A 15,901-nucleotide genomic window follows, 5' to 3' on the forward strand; every position below is an offset into this window, starting at 1 on the left:
AGCATTTGCGATGAGTACTGCTACCCCGGACGCGCTCGCCCATCCGCACGATCATGCGCATGACGACCACGCGCACGACCACCCGCATGGCTGGCGCCGCTGGCTGTTCGCGACCAACCACAAGGACATCGGTACGCTGTACCTGCTGTTCTCGTTCATCATGCTGCTGTCGGGCGGCTTGCTGGCACTGCTGATCCGCCTGGAGCTGTTCGAGCCGGGCCTGCAGTTCTTCCGCCCCGAGCTGTTCAACCAGTTCACCACCATGCACGGCCTGGTGATGGTGTTCGGCGCGATCATGCCGGCCTTCGTCGGCTTCGCCAACTGGATGATCCCGCTGCAGATCGGCGCGTCCGACATGGCGTTCGCGCGCATGAACAACTTCAGCTTCTGGCTGATGCCGCCGGCCGCGCTGCTGCTGGCCGGTTCGTTCCTGGTCCCGGGCGGCGCCACCGCCGCCGGCTGGACCCTGTACGCGCCGCTGTCGGTGCAGATGGGCCCGGGCATGGACATGGCCATCTTCGCGATGCACATCATGGGTGCGTCGTCGATCATGGGCTCGATCAACATCATCGTGACCATCCTCAACATGCGCGCCCCGGGCATGACGCTGATGAAGATGCCGATGTTCTGCTGGACCTGGCTGATCACCGCCTACCTGCTGATCGCCGTGATGCCGGTGCTGGCCGGCGCCATCACCATGGTGCTGACCGACCGCCACTTCGGCACGAGCTTCTTCTCGGCCGCCGGCGGCGGCGACCCGGTGATGTACCAGCACATCTTCTGGTTCTTCGGCCACCCCGAGGTGTACATCATGATCCTGCCGGCGTTCGGGATCGTCTCGCAGGTGGTGCCGGCGTTTGCCCGCAAGCGCCTGTTCGGCTACAGCTCGATGGTGTACGCCACCGCCTCGATCGCCATCCTGTCGTTCATCGTGTGGGCCCACCACATGTTCACGACCGGCATGCCGGTGACCGGCCAGCTGTTCTTCATGTACGCGACCATGCTGATCGCGGTGCCCACCGCCGTGAAGATCTTCAACTGGATCGCCACCATGTGGCGCGGCTCGATGACCTTCGAGACCCCGATGCTGTTCTCGATCGGCTTCATCTTCGTGTTCACCATCGGCGGCTTTACCGGCCTGATGCCGGCCGTGGCCCCGATCGACATCCAGTTGCAGGACACCTACTTCATCGTGGCGCACTTCCACTATGTGCTGGTGGCCGGCTCGCTGTTCGCGCTGTTCGCGGGCTTCTACTACTGGGGTCCGAAGTGGAGCGGTTTCATGTACAACGAAACCCGCGGCCAGATCCACTTCTGGGGTTCGATCATCTTCTTCAACGTGACCTTCTTCCCGATGCACTTCCTGGGACTGGCCGGCATGCCGCGTCGCTATGCAGACTACCCGACCCAGTTCGCTGACTTCAATGCGATCGCGTCGATCGGTGCGCTGGGCTTCGGCCTGATGCAGGTGTACTTCTTCTTCTTCGTGGTGCTGCCGTCGTACCGCGGTGGCGAGAAGGCCGCCGACAAGCCCTGGGATGGCGCCGAGGGCCTGGAGTGGACCGTGCCGTCGCCGGCGCCGTTCCACACCTTTGAAGTTCCCCCGCAGGTCCGCTAAGGCGCGGCCAGCGTAATCAGGCAGCGGGAGGCGGCAGCGTCGCCTCCCGCGCCGGCAAGCAACAGAAGCAGCTATGCAGTCTCCAGACAAAAGCCCATCACGCCCGGACCAGAAGGCCGCCAACCGGCGCCTTGGCCTGATCCTGCTGTCGATCGTGGTGGTTTTCTTTCTGGGGTTCTTCGCCAAGATGATGTTTCTTGGCTGAGGCGGCAGGGTAGCGAGATGAGCATCGACCAGCAGGCTGGCAAAGAAGCGGATAAGCGGTTCAACCGCGGCATGATGCTGCGCCTGGTCGTGATCGTGGCCGTGATGTTCGGCTTCGGCTATGCGCTGGTGCCGCTGTACAAGAAGATCTGCGAGATCACCGGCATCAACGTGATCACCACGCGCGAGCTGCACGGCGCGGTGAAGAACACGCAGGTCGACAAGAGCCGCACCGTCACGGTGGAGTTCGACTCCAACGCGCGCGGGCCCTTCGCCTTCCGGCCGGTGAAGAACAGCATGGAAGTGCATCCGGGCGAGATGGCGACGATCGTCTACGAGGTGGCCAACGGGCAGCCGCGCGATATCTCGGCGCAGGCGATCCCGAGCTACGCGCCCAAGCAGGCGACCCAGTATTTCATGAAGCTGGAGTGCTTCTGCTTCAAGCAGCAGACGCTCAAGGCGAAAGAGGCGCGCGAGATGCCGGTGGTGTTCGTGATCGATCCCGCGCTGCCCAAGGATGTGAAGAATATTACGCTGTCGTACACCTTCTTCGAGGTGGGTGCGCCGGTGGCGCAGGCGCCCGAGGGCCAGCTGGCGCCGCAGCCGGCACCGGCCGGCAAGGGCATCTGAGGCGGCCGCGGTGCATGCCGGGGCTGAGGAGGACGGGCGATGGATGAGATGAAGGACGCGGTCAAGCGCAAGATGTCGTTCGGGCAGACCATGCGCGCGGTGTTGTGGTCGTTCATCGGCCTGCGCAAAGGCGCCGAGCACGAGCGCGACATGGCCCGGCTGAACCCGGTGCATGTGGTGATCGCCGGCGTGATCGCGGCGGCCATCTTCATCGCGGTGCTGGTGCTCATCGTGCGCACCGTGGTGGGGCAGGCAGCGGGATAGCAGGGCAGGAAGGGTAGACAACAAAAGCAGTCGCAGAACAAAGCAACCGCGGCGGCGGGGCTGGCCCGGAGGAGGGGACGGCCCGCAGTGCCAAAGCGCGGATCACGAATACTGAATCAAAGACTCTGAGCTGGAGATAAAAGAATGAGTGCGAATCGCGCAAACGCTCCGTACTACTTCGTACCGGGCCCGTCGCGCCACCCGATCACGGCAAGCTTCGGCCTGCTGATGACGGGCGCGGGAGCCGCCGGTTGGGTAAACGGGCAGCCCTGGGCGCCGTACCTGTGCGGCTTCGGCCTGCTGTGGTTCCTGTTCGTGCTCAAGAGCTGGTTTGGCGACGCCATCAGCGAGTCCGAAGGCGGCATGTACGGCAAGAACATCGACCTGTCGTTCCGCTGGTCGATGGGCTGGTTCATCTTCTCGGAGGTGATGTTCTTCGCGGCCTTCTTCGGCGCGCTGTTCTATGCCCGCACCATCGCCATGCCCTGGCTGGGCGACCTGAACAACAAGATCCTGTGGCCCGACTTTGCCGCGGTGTGGCCCAACACCGGCCCGGCCGGCGTGGTGGAAAATTTCCAGACCATGGGTCCGTGGCCGATCCCGACCATCAACACCGCGCTGCTGCTGATGTCCGGCCTGACGCTGACCTGGGCGCACCACGCGCTGCTGGCCGGCAAGCGCAACCAGCTGATCCAGGGCCTGTCGCTGACCATCCTGCTGGGCGCGGTCTTCATGTGCTTCCAGGTGTACGAGTACATGCACGCCTACTCGGAACTGAACCTGAAGCTGACCTCGGGCATCTACGGCTCGACCTTCTTCCTGCTGACCGGCTTCCACGGCTTCCACGTGACCATGGGCGCGATCATGCTGGCCGTGGTGCTGGTCCGCGTGCTGAAGGGCCACTTCACGCCTGACCACCACTTTGCATTCGAAGGCGCTGCCTGGTACTGGCACTTTGTTGACGTGGTGTGGCTGTTCCTCTACGTCGTGGTGTACTGGCTGTAAATCCGGCTGCCGTACCCGCCGGCGCGTCTCCCGGAGGCCGCCGGCGCCAACGCAAAAGAGAAACGCCGCAGGAGGTGGTCCAGCCTGCGGCGTTTGTCTTTTGCGAGCCTGGTGCCCGCTTGCTGGCGTTCAGGGCGCCATGCGGATGCCCGTGCTGTGGATCCAGCCCATCCAGTTCGCGAACAGGATGAACAGGAACAGCGCCACCGAGAAGCCGACGCGCAGCATCAGCGAGCGCATCATGTTGGGGGTCGTGCCGCGGTCGCGCATCATGAAGAACAGGGCGGAGGCCAGGCTGGCGATGATCAGGATGAAGGCAACGATGATGACAAAGCGCATGGCGGGGCAGGTCGGGGCCAGGAGCGACGGAAAAGCCCATTATCGCACCGGCCCGCGTAGCGGTCCCGCCTGGCGATGACGGTGCGCCGCTGGTTCAGCCCGCTGCCGCTGGCCGCTGCGCTGGTGGTGATCGCCGTGACCTGCGCGCTGGGCAACTGGCAGCTCAACCGCGCGCACGACAAGGAGGCGCGCGCGGCGCGGCTGCAGGCGCTGTCGGCGCAGCCGCCGGTGGTGCTGGGCACGGCCCCGCTGCCGCAGGTTGTGACCGACCGCACGGTCCGCGTGACCGGGCGCTTTGACACAGCCCGCACCGTATTGCTGGATAATCGCCCCCACGGCAATGGCAGCAGCCCCGGGGATAGCCGCGCCGGCTTCCTGGTGCTGACGCCGCTACGGATTTCAGCCGCCTCGCCGGCGCCCGCAGGTGCCGCCGGCGCCATGCAGGCGGTGCTGGTGCTGCGCGGCTGGTTGCCGCGCGACGCCCAGGACCGCACCCGGATTGCGCCGTTCCCCACGCCCGAGGGCGAGGTGACGATCGAAGGCACGGCACTGGCGGCCGTGCCGCGGGTCTATAGCCTGGGCCAGGACGCCGCCGGCAGCAAGATCCGCCAGAACCTGGACCTCGCTGCCTATGCGGCCGAAACCGGCCTGGCGCTGCACCCGCTGGTGCTGGAGCAGCGCAGCGACAGCGGCGATGGCCTGGCGCGCGACTGGGCCCCGGCCGACCTGGGCGCGGAGCGGCACTACGGCTATGCCTTCCAGTGGTTCGGGCTGGCCGCGCTGACGGTGGTGCTGGTGGTCGTGCTGGGCTGGCGCCGCGCGCGCCGGGTGGCAGCACCGTAACTCGAATGAACCGGGCGCATGCGCTCGCCGAAGACAAAGGACAGACGTACTCCATGGCACAGCAAGACTCCGCCCCGGCCACCGCGGCCTCGCCGCCGGATACCCGCATCGATGCGCGCACGCGCCGCGGCCGCCTGCAGATGCTGATGCTGTTGCTGGTGTGCGCGTCGCCGGTGATCGCCTCTTACTTCACCTATTACGTCATCAAGCCGCGTGGCGGCGCCACCAACTACGGCACGCTGGTCGACCCGCAGCGGCCGATGCCGCCGGTGCGCGTCACCGACGAGCAGGGCCGGGCCGTGCCGCTGGAGCAGTTCCGCGGCAAGTGGCTGCTGGTGACCACCGATCCGTCCGCCTGCGACGAGGCCTGCGCGAAGAAGCTCTTCACCATCCGCCAGATCCGCGCGGGGCAGGGCCAGGACCGCGAACGCATCGTGCCGGTGTGGCTGGTGACCGACGACGGCAAGATCGACGAGCGCCTGAACGCCGCCTACAACGAGCCCTACGCGGGTGTGCGCTTCCTGCGCATCGACCGCCAGGCCGCGCATCAGTGGCTGCCGGCCGAACCCGGCAAGCGCGCCGAGGACACCCTGTTCCTGGTCGACCCGCTGGGCAACCTGATGATGCGTTTCCCGCAGGACCCGGACCCCAAGAAGATGAGCGGCGACCTGAAGAAGCTGCTCAAGGTCTCGCGCATCGGCTAAAAGGGGACGGCATGCTGCTGCAACTGGCCATCATCGGCATCCTGATCGCGTTGTTCCCGCTGTCCTACGTGCTGGTGAAGGGGGACCGCAACAAGTACCGCAAGCTCGCCTGGATCACGGCGTTCCTGACGCTGGACCTGATCATGTTCGGCAGCTTCACGCGCCTGACCGACTCTGGCCTGGGCTGCCCCGACTGGCCCGGCTGCTACGGGCACTCCAACCCGCACGCCGCGATGGAGCCGATCCGCGCGGCCGAGACCGCGCTGCCCAGCGGCCCCGTGACGCTGGCCAAGGCGTGGATCGAGATGATCCACCGCTACTTCGCCATGGCGGTCGGGGTGCTGATCATCACGCTGATGGTGCTGGCGTGGGTCAAGCGGCGCGAGCTGAAGCAGTCGCCGTGGTTCGCCACCGGGGTGCTGCTGCTGGTGTGCGTGCAGGGTGCGTTCGGCGCCTTCACCGTGACCCTGAAGCTGCAGCCGATCATCGTGGTCACGCACCTGATGCTGGGCATGGCTCTGCTGGCCGTGCTGATCCAGCTGGGTTCGCGCAACGATCCACCGCACCCGGTCGCGGCGCAGGCCGCGCGGCTGCGCTGGCCGGTGCGCATCGGCCTGCTGCTGCTGGTGATCCAGATCTTCCTGGGGGGCTGGGTCAGCACCAACTACGCGGTGCTGGCCTGCACCGACTTCCCGCTGTGCAACGGCCAGCTGGTGCCCGAGATGGATTTCCGCCACGGCTTCACCCTGTGGCGCCAGCTTGGCATGACCGCCGACGGCGACTACATCCCGCACGCGGCGCTGGTGGCGATCCACTGGGTGCACCGCGGCTTTGCCTTTGTCGTGCTGGGCTACCTGGCGTGGCTTGGCCTGCGCGCGCGCAGGCTTGAAGGGCTCGCGCGCGCGGCCGGCTGGCTGCTGGCCACGCTGGTGCTGCAACTGGCCACCGGGATGTCCAATATCGTGTTCGACTGGCCGCTGGTGGCCGCGGTTGCGCACAACGGCGGCGCGGCGCTGCTCCTGCTGCTGCTGGTCCGCCTCCACTACAATACAGGGCTCGCAGGGCTCACCATGCGGGCCGCCGGCGCCCCCGCTGCCGTGCCGAACGCCGCCCGCGCCACATGAAAGACAAGACCCCTTCCGTGGTTACCGCTACCCACCCCCATTCGCTGGGCAAGTTGAGCCGGATACGGCACCTTGCCCGACAATATGCCGCCCTGACCAAGCCGCGCGTGACGCAGCTGGCCGTGTTCTGCGCCATCATCGGCATGTTCCTCGCCACGCCCGGCATGGTGCCGTGGCGCGTGCTGATCGGCGCCGCCGCCGGCATCTGGCTGCTGGCCGGTGCGGCCTTTGCCATCAATTGCCTGGTCGAGCAGAAGATCGATGCGCTGATGCGCCGCACCGCGTGGCGCCCGTCGGCCACCGGCGAGATCACCACGCCGCAGACCCTGGTGTTCTCCGCCATCCTGGGCGGCGCCGGCATGTGGCTGCTGCATGTCTACGCCAACGACCTGACGATGTGGCTGACCTTTGCCACCTTCCTCGGCTACGCGGTGGTCTACACCATCCTGCTCAAGCCGGCCACGCCGCAGAACATCGTGATCGGCGGGCTGTCGGGGGCGATGCCGCCGGCGCTGGGCTGGGCCGCGGTGGCGGGCGAGGTGCCGGCCGAGGCCTGGTTCCTGGTGCTGATCATCTTCACCTGGACCCCGCCGCACTTCTGGGCCCTGGCGCTGTACCGCCGCGCCGACTACGCCAAGTCCGGCCTGCCGATGCTGCCGGTCACGCACGGCGAGCGCTACACGCTGCTGCATATCCTGCTGTACACGCTGATCATGATCGCCGCGACGCTGCTGCCCTTTGTCTACGGCATGAGCGGCTATATCTACCTGGCGGCCGCGCTGGCGCTGGGCGCGGGTTTCCTGGCCTACGCCTGGAAGATGTACCGCAACTATTCAGACGAGCTGGCGCAGCGCACCTTCCGCTTCTCGATCCTGTACCTGTCGCTGCTGTTCGCCGCGCTGCTGGTCGACCACTACTTCAAGTTCGTGCCGCAGGTCTGACCTGTGGCCGACCGGCTGCGGCATCTTGTCGCGGCCGGCGCAGCGTGGCGGCACGATCGGCGATACTGCGTGATGTCGCCGCCCTCCGCTGCCGCTGTTTCCTCCCACCCCTGACCGGTCTCCGCCGCATGCCCCGCCTAAGCCCCGCCTCCGGCCTGTTCGCCGCCTTCCGCCGCTTTTCCCTGCTGGCCGCGCTTGCGCTGGCCGTGGCTGCCTGCGGGCAGCAGAAGGCCTCGTTCCGCAATGTCGACATCACCGGCGCGGCGGACTTCGGCAAGGACTTCTCGCTGACCGACCATCACGGCAAGGTGCGCACCATCGCCGACTTCAAGGGCAAGGCGGTGGTGATGTTCTTCGGCTACACCCACTGTCCCGACGTGTGCCCGACGACGATGGCCGAACTGAAGGCGGTGATGGAGAAACTGGGCCCCGACGCCGACCGCGTGCAGGTGCTGTTCGTCACGGTCGACCCGGAACGCGACACGCAGGCGCTGCTGGCCCAGTACGTGCCGGCCTTCGATGGGCGCTTCCTGGGGCTGCGCCCGGCCGATGAAGCCGCACTGCAGAAGTTGACCAAGGACTTCAAGGTGTTCTACGCCAAGGTGCCGGGCAGCTCCCCGACCAACTACACGGTTGACCACTCCGCGGGCAGCTATGTGTTCGACCCGGACGGCAAGCTGCGGCTGTTCATCCGCCACGGCCAGGGTCCGGATCCGATCGCGCACGACCTGAAACAGCTGCTGTCGTGACGTGAAAGGGAGGGAAGGGTGCGGCATAAGGTCGCACTAACCCCTCGCGGGCAACAAAAAGGCCGGTCCAGTGGACCGGCCTTTTGCATGGCTGGGGGTGCGGATCAGGCGAACGCCTGCAGCGCCCCCTTCATCTTCTTCATGGCCGCGGCCTCGATCTGGCGGATGCGCTCGGCCGAGACGCCGAACTCGTCAGCCAGCTCATGCAGCGTGGACCCGCCCGAGCCATCGTCTTCGACGTGCAGCCAGCGCGCCTCGATGATGCGGCGGCTGCGTTCGTCCAGCTTGCCCAGCGCTTCTTCCAGGCCCTCGACCTGCATGCGGTCGTGGCGCTTGGCTTCCAGCACGCGGGTGGGCTCGTTGTGGTTGTCCGCCAGGTAGGCGATGGGGGCGAATTCCTCTTCGCCGTCGTCGATCTGGCCTTCCAGCGCCAGGTCGCCGCCCGACAGGCGGGTCTCCATCTCCATCACTTCTTCGGGCTTGACGTTCAGCTCGCGCGCCACGGCCTCGACCTGCTCCGGCGTGAACGTGTGCGCGCCCTGCTTGTGGCTGCGCAGGTTGAAGAACAGCTTGCGCTGGGCCTTGGTGGTGGCCACCTTGACCATGCGCCAGTTCTTCAGCACGTATTCGTGGATCTCGGCCTTGATCCAGTGCATCGCGTACGACACCAGGCGCACGCCCTGGTCGGGGTCGAAGCGCTTGACCGCCTTCATCAGGCCGATATTGCCTTCCTGGATCAGGTCGGCGTGGGGCAGGCCATAGCCCAGGTACTGGCGGGCGATCGACACCACCAGACGCAGGTGGGACATCACCATCTGGCGGGCAGCATCAACGGAATCGTGGTCGCGGAGCTCGCGCGCCAGACGCTGCTCTTCCTCCGCGGTCAACAGCGGAATCCGGTGGACAGCCTGGATATAGCTGTCGAGGTTGCCAACGGTGGCCGGGAAGGTCAGCGCGAAGCTGCCCGTGCTCCGGGGTGCCGTCGGCAGACGGTTATTCAGGGTTTGGTCGGCAGACAAGACTGCGTTCACTCAATGGCTCCTTTCGCATCCGGCGGTTCGGTTGCCGGGGTGCCGCGCCTGTTGGGGCGGTGGCACTGCAACACATATTAGCACTCAGGCCGGGTGAGTGCTAATTGGAGCCCCGATGGTCGTGATAGTTCCTCTCGATCGCTCTTGCTGCTGGCATAGCTACTTGCCACTTCGAGCGGCGGGAACGATACCCACGGTTCGGCGCACTGGATGTTAGAGCGGTGCGGGGCACGGCGGTTCTGCCCGCTGCTGCAATGATTTGTTGCAGCAGCGGCTACACTCGACCAAGCTGCGGCGCGCTGGCATCCTTGCAAGCCTCTCTCATTCCACCGGAGGAGTTATGTCTGCTATCGAACACTTGCTCAAGCCGCATGTGCGCGACCTGGGCGATTTTACCGTGCGCCGGCTGTTGCCCGCCGCCGCCGCCCAGACTGTCGGGCCGTTTATCTTCTTCGACCATATGGGGCCGGTGCAACTGCCGCCGGGCGGCGGAGCCGACGTGCGCCCGCATCCACATATCGGGCTGGCCACGGTCACTTATCTGTTCGAGGGCGAGATCATCCACCGAGACAGCCTGGGCAGCGACCAGGCGATCCGCCCGGGCGATGTCAACTGGATGACCGCCGGGCACGGCATCGTGCACTCGGAGCGCTCGCCCGAGCATGTGCGCCCCGCCGGGGCCCGCCTGCACGGCATCCAGACCTGGGTGGCACTGCCGCAGGAGCATGAGGGTGCCGAGCCGTCGTTTTTCCACCATCCAGCCGCCACGCTGCCACGGATCGAGCGGCCGGGCGTGCGCATGGTGGTGATTGCGGGCGATGCCTTTGGCCAGGTCTCTCCGGTCAAGATCTTCAGCCGCACCCTGTATGTGGCGATCGAGCTGGATGCGGGCGCGAGCGTGGAGATCCCGGCCGATCATGCCGAGCGGGGCATCTATCCGGTGGATGGCGCGGTGGCGCTCGACGGCGAGCCGCTGCCGGCCGAGCATATGGTGGTGCTCACGCCGGGCCAGCCCGCGACGCTGACGGCCACGACACCGTCGCGCGTAATGCTGCTGGGCGGTGACCCGACCGACGGGCACCGTTTTATCTACTGGAATTTCGTTGCCAGCAGCAAGGTGGCGATCGAGGCCGCCGCCCAGCGCTGGGAGGACGACCAGTTCCCGCACGTGCCGGGCGAGACCGAGCGCATCCCGCTGCCCCCGCGCAAGCCCTGACAGCGGTCCCGGGGCTGGCTCAGACCGGGCTGGCCCAGGTCACGCGGGTGCCTTGCCGCAGGCATTCGCGGATAGCCTCGACCTGGATCGCGATCGGCGCCGGCACCGGCGCCGCGCCGTCCAGCACGCGCCGGATCCAGGCCACGGTCTGGCCGGCGTCGCTGCCGGGCGGCAGTTCAGGCACTTCGGCCAGCGAACCCACGGCCGGATCGACCAGCGTCTGCTGGTGCCCCTCGTGCAGCCAGTCGATGCGGCTGGTGCGGCGCGCATCGGCCACCACTTCGCCCTCGGTGCCGCGTGCCAGCAGCACGTTGGCGGGTTCATGCGAGAAGTAGTCGGTCAGCGTCTCGCGGTATTCGGGGTGGGTGTAGCTGTACAGGCGCAACCCTTCCGCGGGCGAATGCTCGCCCACCGGCTGCAGCATCTTGGCCACCGTGTGCGCCGAATTGCGCAGGCCGATCACGGTGCGCCGCTCCAGCAGCTGCGACAGCCCGGGCGACAGCACATCCACCGGCAGCACCGCCAGCGGCCCGAGGTCGCTGCCCTCGCGCAGCCGTGCCGAGGCCTCGCCGGTAGTCGCGCACAAGGGCACGCCCAGCGCCTCGAACAGCGTCATGCTGGTCACGCGGCCATTGAACAGGCGCGTGCCGTGCACCAGCACGGGGACATCTTCGCGCGCCAGCAGCAGCGCCAGCAGCGGCACCAGGTTGGGTTGCTTGCGCGCGCCGTTGTAGCTGGGGATCACCACCACCTGCCGGTCAGGCGGCGCCGGCAGCGGCTGGCAGTGCGCATGGGCGGCTTCCAGCATGCCGGCCAGCTCGTGCGGGGCCTCGCCCTTGATGCGGTAGGCCATCAGGATGGCGCCAAGCTCCAGGTCCGAGACGCGCCCGGCCAGCATGGCGTCGAACAGGGCCTGCGCGTCTTCGCGCGGCAGCGCCCGCGCGCCGTTGACGCCGCGGCCGATCTCCTTGATATAGCGGGCAGCAGGGAAGGACGTGGCTGGCGTGGTCATGGCGGCGTGGGGGTAGTCTGTTCTGGGTTCATGATAGCGGAGCCAGGCCGCCGCGCCCATCGCCGCCTGTGCCACATAGGGCCGCCCACCCGCACGCGGCCGGCGGGCACTACGCGGCTTCCTGCAGCGCCGGGTTGCGCTGCTTGCGGTAGAGGAAGTCCAGCACCGCGGTGCGGCAGGCGTGGTAGCCCTTGTCGTCGGCCAGCGCGACGCGGTCGCGCGGACGCGGCAGCTCCACCTTCAGGATCTCGCCGATGGTCGCGGCCGGACCGTTGGTCATCATGACGATGCGGTCGGCCAGCAGCACGGCCTCGTCGACATCGTGGGTCACCATCACCACGGTGCTGCGGGTGCGCGCCACGATCTTGATCAGCTCGTCCTGCAGGTGCGCGCGCGTGAGCGCATCGAGCGCGCCGAAGGGCTCGTCCATCAGCAGCACCTTGGGCGCCATCGCCAGCGCGCGGGCAATGCCCACGCGCTGCTTCATGCCGCCGGAGATCTCATGCGGGTACTTGTTCTCGGCGTGCGTCAGGCCCACCAGCGCCAGCGTGTCGTGCGTGCGCGCCTTGAGCTGCGGCTTGCTCTCGCTGGCGGCGAAGACGCGCTCCACGCCCAGGTAGACGTTCTCGAAGCACGTCAGCCACGGCAGCAGCGAATGGTTCTGGAACACCACCGCGCGCTCCGGCCCCGGCCCGGCGATCTCGCGCCCGGCGCAGATCAGCGCGCCGGTGGTGGGCGTGGCCAGTCCCGCGACCAGGTTCAGCAGCGTGGACTTGCCACAGCCTGAATGGCCGATCAGCGTGATGAACTCGCCCTCGGCGATATGCAGGTTGATATCGCGCAGGGCGACGAACGGGCCCTTGCGGGTCTTGAAGGTCTGGCCGACGTTTTCGATGCTGACGAACTTGTCCATGGCGATTCTCCCCGCGTGTCAGTTGGTGCCGTAGCTGAAGCGCCGGGCCAGCGCCAGCAGCGCGTGCTCCAGCAGCAGCCCGATGATGCCGATCACGAAGATCGCGATCACGATGTGCTCGACCTTCAGGTTGTTCCATTCGTCCCACAGCCAGAAGCCGATGCCGGTGCCGCCGGTCAGCATCTCGGCCGCGACGATCACCAGCCACGCGGTGCCGATCGACAGCCGCACGCCGGTCAACATGTAGGGCAGCACCGCGGGGAACAGCACCCGCGTGAACACCTTCCATTCCGACAGGTCCAGCACGCGCGCCACGTTCAGGTAGTCCTGCGGCACGCGCGTGACGCCGACCGCGGTGTTGATCACCATCGGCCAGATCGAGCAGATGAAGATCGCCCAGATCGCGGCCGGGTTGGCGGCCTTGAACAGCAGCAGGCCGATCGGCAGCCACGCCAGCGGCGAGACCGGCCGCAGCAGGCTGATCACCGGCGCGGTCATCGCGTTCAGGAAGGCGAAGCGCCCGATCAGGAAGCCGGCCGGGATGCCGACCAGCGCGGCCAGGCCGAAGCCCGCCGCGACGCGCGCCAGCGATGCCAGCACGTTCCAGCCGATGCCCTGGTCATTGGGCCCGTTGCGGTAGAACGGGTCGGCAAACAGCGGCACCGCGGCGTTCCATGTGGCCTGCGGCGTGGGGATGGCCGGGATCATCGTGGCGATGCCGTGCCAGGCCAGCACGAACAGGGCAAAGCCCAGTGCCGGTGGCACGGCCTTGAGCACCAGCGCGGCGACCGCCTCGCGGCGTTGCGAGCGCCGTGCCTGCGCGGCGATTTCCTGCTCGCGCCGGCGCGCCCGCTCCTTGGTGTCGGGGTCGGCGCTGGCGGCTACGGTTGCACCATCGGGCGTGGGGTGGGCTATGGCATTCACGTCTGGCTCCTTTCGTCAGGGGCACTGCGGATCAGTGGGGGAAGGCTTGCGTCAGGCCTTGATCTTGAAACCGTCGGCGTAGGCCTTGGGGTCCTTGCCGTCCCAGACCACGCCGTCGATCAGCTTGGCGCTGCGCATGTCGCTCTTGGGCAGCGGCACCTGCGCGGCGGCGGCGGCCTGCTTGTAGACGTCGATGCGGTTGACCTGCCTGGCCACGGCGAGATAGTCCGGATGTTCCTTCAGCAGGCCCCAGCGCTTGTGCTGGGTCAGGAACCACATGCCGTCTGACAGGTACGGGTAGTTGGCGCTGCCGTCCTGGTAGAACTTCATCGCGTCGGGGTCGTCCCAGGTCTTGCCCAGGCCGTTGGTGTAGCGGCCCAGCATGCGGTCCAGGATGATGTCCATGTCGGTGTTGACGTAGGACTTGGCGGCAATGGTCTCGGCGGTCTTGCGGCGGTTGGAGGCCGACGCATCGATGAACTTCGATGCCTCCAGCACCGCGGCCACCATCGCGCGCGCGGTGTTGGGGTATTTCTGCACGAACTCCGCGGTGGTGCCCAGGGTCTTCTCGGGGTGGCTCTTCCAGATGGCCTGCGTGGTCTCTGCGGTGAAGCCGATCTTGTCGGCGATGGCGCGCGCGCCCCAGGGCTCGCCCACGCAGAAGCCATCCATATTGCCCACGCGCATATTGGCCACCATCTGCGGCGGCGGCACCGTGATGGCCTTGGCGTCCTGCATCGGGTTGATGCCGTTGGCCGCCAGCCAGTAGTACAGCCACATCGCGTGCGTGCCGGTGGGGAAGGTCTGGGCGAAGGTGTAGTCGCGCTTCTCCTTCATCATCAGCGCCTTCAGGCTGGCGCCGTCCTTGACGCCTTTCTCGGCGAGCTTGGACGACAGCGTGATGGCCTGGCCGTTGTGGTTCAGGTTCATCAGCACGGCCATGTCCTTCTTCGGGCCGCCGATGCCCAGCTGCACGCCGTAGATCAGGCCGTACAGCACGTGCGCCGCGTCCAGCTCGCCGTTGACCAGCTTGTCGCGCACGCCGGCCCATGAGGCTTCCTTGGTCGGCGTGATCTTGATGCCGTATTTCTTGTCCAGCCCGAGCGTGGCGGCCATCACCACCGAGGCGCAGTCGGTCAGCGGGATAAAGCCGATGCGCACGTCGGCCTTCTCGGGCGCGTCCGAGCCCGCTGCCCACGCACCGGCGCGCACCAGCGGATCGACCAGCGTCATCACGCTGGCGCCGGCGATGGTGGCCAGCGCGCGGCGGCGGCCGCTGCTGGCCGGCACGGCGTCGGCAGCCGCGTCGGGAACGTGGACGGCTGCGTGCAGCGGCTTGGCAATCCTGAGGCGAGAGGGCATTGCATGGCTCCAAGAAAAAAGGCGTCCCCTCCGCGACCGGCTTCGCCAGAAGACCGGTGCGGCGCAGGGACGCCGTTGTCCGTGGCGTGACGCAGCCCGCGTTGGCCGTGTCCGCCGAAATTGTTGGTCGGCCGCCGTTGGCCGATACCTGCATAACGCAAGGCGTGTGCCAGCCTGTGCAGTGCAGCATTCGAGGGCGGATTTGTGACGGATCGGGAGGTAATGATCGGATGCGGTGCGCGCGCGCTGGCCGCCGCCACATTCGGGGGAGCATAGGAGGGAGGTGGAGCAGCGCGGCAGCGCCAGGAGCGTGCATTGCACCAGTCGCGTGCGGCAGCGCACCACGGCTGGCAGGCGGGAGCGGCTCAGCCCATCACGTCGATCACGCGCTGGGCCGCGTCCACCAGCTTCAGGCCGCGCTCCATCGCCATGCTGCGCAGGCGCTTGTAGGCCTCGTCCTCGCTGAGGCCGCGCGCCTGCATCAGCAGCCCCTTGGCGCGCTCGACCACTTTGCGCTCGGCCAGCTTGAGCCGGGTGGCATCGAGCTCGGCGCGCAGCTGCTGGTCCAGTTCGAAGCGTGCGTAGGCCACGTCAAGCACGGTCTTGACGCGCTCGGCGCGCAGGCCGTCGACGATATAGGCGGTGATCCCCGCCGTCAGCGCTGCCTTGATGCGCTGGCTGTCGTCGTTGTCGGTGAACAGCACGATCGGACGCGGCGCATGCTGGGTCGAGACGCAGACATGCTCGATGGTGTCGCGCGCGGCGGATTCGGACGCGATGATCAGCATGTCAGGCTGGGTGGCCGTGATCACATCCGGCAGGCGCAGGTCGGCGTCGACGATCTGGATCTCGGTAAAGCCCGCGCTGACCAGCCCGCCGCGGATGGTCTCGACGTTCAGCGGGTCGGCGTCATGCGGGTCGCGCACGAGCAGGATCCGCAACACCCGGCCGCCGGCAGTGGGCGGGGCAGGTGCAGCAGCGGTGGGCGATGGGGGCGGGTGGCGTCGTGTCATGGCTAGGCT

At 67.3% G+C, this 15,901-nt stretch carries 18 protein-coding genes; 11 read left to right on the plus strand and 7 right to left on the minus strand.

Annotated elements, in window-relative coordinates; genetic code table 11:
* The first annotated feature begins 10 nt into the window (after positions 1-10).
* From ctaD to AC3WVS_RS12890, 5 genes are all read left to right on the plus strand, one after another.
* Positions 11-1,618 carry a cytochrome c oxidase subunit I gene (gene ctaD, locus AC3WVS_RS12870; RefSeq protein WP_010814820.1) on the plus strand — a complete coding sequence of 536 codons (1,608 nt, stop codon included), beginning with the start codon at positions 11-13 and terminating at the stop codon, positions 1,616-1,618.
* Between the two features lie 73 nt (positions 1,619-1,691).
* On the plus strand, positions 1,692-1,823 hold the full coding sequence (locus AC3WVS_RS12875; protein ID WP_010814819.1) for a cytochrome oxidase small assembly protein: 132 nt from the start codon (positions 1,692-1,694) through the stop codon (positions 1,821-1,823).
* A 17-nt stretch (positions 1,824-1,840) separates the two neighbouring features.
* Positions 1,841-2,452, plus strand: coding sequence for a cytochrome c oxidase assembly protein (locus tag AC3WVS_RS12880; RefSeq protein WP_492318934.1), 612 nt, complete (start codon positions 1,841-1,843; stop codon positions 2,450-2,452).
* 39 nt (positions 2,453-2,491) lie between these two features.
* Complete coding sequence (locus tag AC3WVS_RS12885; protein ID WP_010814817.1) at positions 2,492-2,716, plus strand: DUF2970 domain-containing protein; 225 nt, start codon at positions 2,492-2,494, stop codon at positions 2,714-2,716.
* Positions 2,717-2,860: 144 nt separating this feature from the next.
* Positions 2,861-3,721: a cytochrome c oxidase subunit 3 gene (locus AC3WVS_RS12890; RefSeq protein ID WP_492318935.1), complete on the plus strand. Its 861-nt coding sequence runs from the start codon at positions 2,861-2,863 to the stop codon at positions 3,719-3,721.
* A 129-nt stretch (positions 3,722-3,850) separates the two neighbouring features.
* On the opposite strand, the gene AC3WVS_RS12895 is transcribed toward AC3WVS_RS12890, so the two are convergent.
* Entirely contained in the window at positions 3,851-4,060 is a 210-nt protein-coding gene (locus tag AC3WVS_RS12895; protein ID WP_492318936.1) for a twin transmembrane helix small protein, read from the minus strand.
* A 75-nt stretch (positions 4,061-4,135) separates the two neighbouring features.
* Here AC3WVS_RS12895 and AC3WVS_RS12900 point away from each other — a divergent pair, with 75 nt between their 5' ends.
* The 5 genes from AC3WVS_RS12900 to AC3WVS_RS12920 all read left to right on the plus strand — a co-directional run bounded on the left by AC3WVS_RS12900 (position 4,136) and on the right by AC3WVS_RS12920 (position 8,421).
* Entirely contained in the window at positions 4,136-4,903 is a 768-nt protein-coding gene (locus AC3WVS_RS12900) for an SURF1 family protein (RefSeq protein WP_492318937.1), read from the plus strand.
* A gap of 53 nt (positions 4,904-4,956) precedes the next feature.
* A complete protein-coding gene (locus AC3WVS_RS12905) occupies positions 4,957-5,607 on the plus strand; it encodes an SCO family protein (RefSeq protein WP_492318938.1) in 651 nt (216 codons plus the stop codon).
* 11 nt (positions 5,608-5,618) lie between these two features.
* The gene (locus AC3WVS_RS12910) at positions 5,619-6,731 is read left to right on the plus strand and encodes a COX15/CtaA family protein (protein ID WP_492318939.1); all 1,113 of its coding nucleotides are present in this window, start codon (positions 5,619-5,621) and stop codon (positions 6,729-6,731) included.
* On the plus strand, positions 6,728-7,672 hold the full coding sequence (gene cyoE / locus AC3WVS_RS12915; RefSeq protein ID WP_492318940.1) for a heme o synthase: 945 nt from the start codon (positions 6,728-6,730) through the stop codon (positions 7,670-7,672). Before AC3WVS_RS12910 ends, cyoE begins: the two co-directional genes overlap by 4 nt.
* A gap of 128 nt (positions 7,673-7,800) precedes the next feature.
* Positions 7,801-8,421, plus strand: coding sequence for an SCO family protein (locus tag AC3WVS_RS12920; RefSeq protein WP_492318941.1), 621 nt, complete (start codon positions 7,801-7,803; stop codon positions 8,419-8,421).
* Positions 8,422-8,525: 104 nt separating this feature from the next.
* Here AC3WVS_RS12920 and rpoH read toward each other — a convergent pair whose 3' ends face one another.
* Entirely contained in the window at positions 8,526-9,452 is a 927-nt protein-coding gene (rpoH, locus tag AC3WVS_RS12925) for an RNA polymerase sigma factor RpoH (RefSeq protein ID WP_011614472.1), read from the minus strand.
* 340 nt (positions 9,453-9,792) lie between these two features.
* Between rpoH and AC3WVS_RS12930 the strand changes: the two genes are divergently transcribed.
* Positions 9,793-10,668: a pirin family protein gene (locus AC3WVS_RS12930; protein WP_492318942.1), complete on the plus strand. Its 876-nt coding sequence runs from the start codon at positions 9,793-9,795 to the stop codon at positions 10,666-10,668.
* Positions 10,669-10,687: 19 nt separating this feature from the next.
* Here the strand turns inward: AC3WVS_RS12930 and ybiB are convergent, their stop codons facing one another.
* From ybiB to AC3WVS_RS12955, 5 genes are all read right to left on the minus strand, one after another.
* Positions 10,688-11,680, minus strand: a complete 993-nt coding sequence (ybiB, locus tag AC3WVS_RS12935; protein ID WP_492318943.1) for a DNA-binding protein YbiB — start codon at positions 11,678-11,680, stop codon at positions 10,688-10,690.
* A 109-nt stretch (positions 11,681-11,789) separates the two neighbouring features.
* Complete coding sequence (locus AC3WVS_RS12940) at positions 11,790-12,593, minus strand: ABC transporter ATP-binding protein (RefSeq protein WP_492318944.1); 804 nt, start codon at positions 12,591-12,593, stop codon at positions 11,790-11,792.
* A gap of 18 nt (positions 12,594-12,611) precedes the next feature.
* A complete protein-coding gene (ntrB, locus tag AC3WVS_RS12945; RefSeq protein ID WP_492318945.1) occupies positions 12,612-13,517 on the minus strand; it encodes a nitrate ABC transporter permease in 906 nt (301 codons plus the stop codon).
* 51 nt (positions 13,518-13,568) lie between these two features.
* Complete coding sequence (locus AC3WVS_RS12950; RefSeq protein WP_492318946.1) at positions 13,569-14,879, minus strand: CmpA/NrtA family ABC transporter substrate-binding protein; 1,311 nt, start codon at positions 14,877-14,879, stop codon at positions 13,569-13,571.
* A gap of 365 nt (positions 14,880-15,244) precedes the next feature.
* Complete coding sequence (locus AC3WVS_RS12955; protein ID WP_035822600.1) at positions 15,245-15,892, minus strand: ANTAR domain-containing response regulator; 648 nt, start codon at positions 15,890-15,892, stop codon at positions 15,245-15,247.
* Between the last annotated feature and the right edge of the window lie 9 nt (positions 15,893-15,901).

The sequence above is a fragment of the Cupriavidus sp. CPT47-8839-RL05A genome (assembly GCF_058792255.1).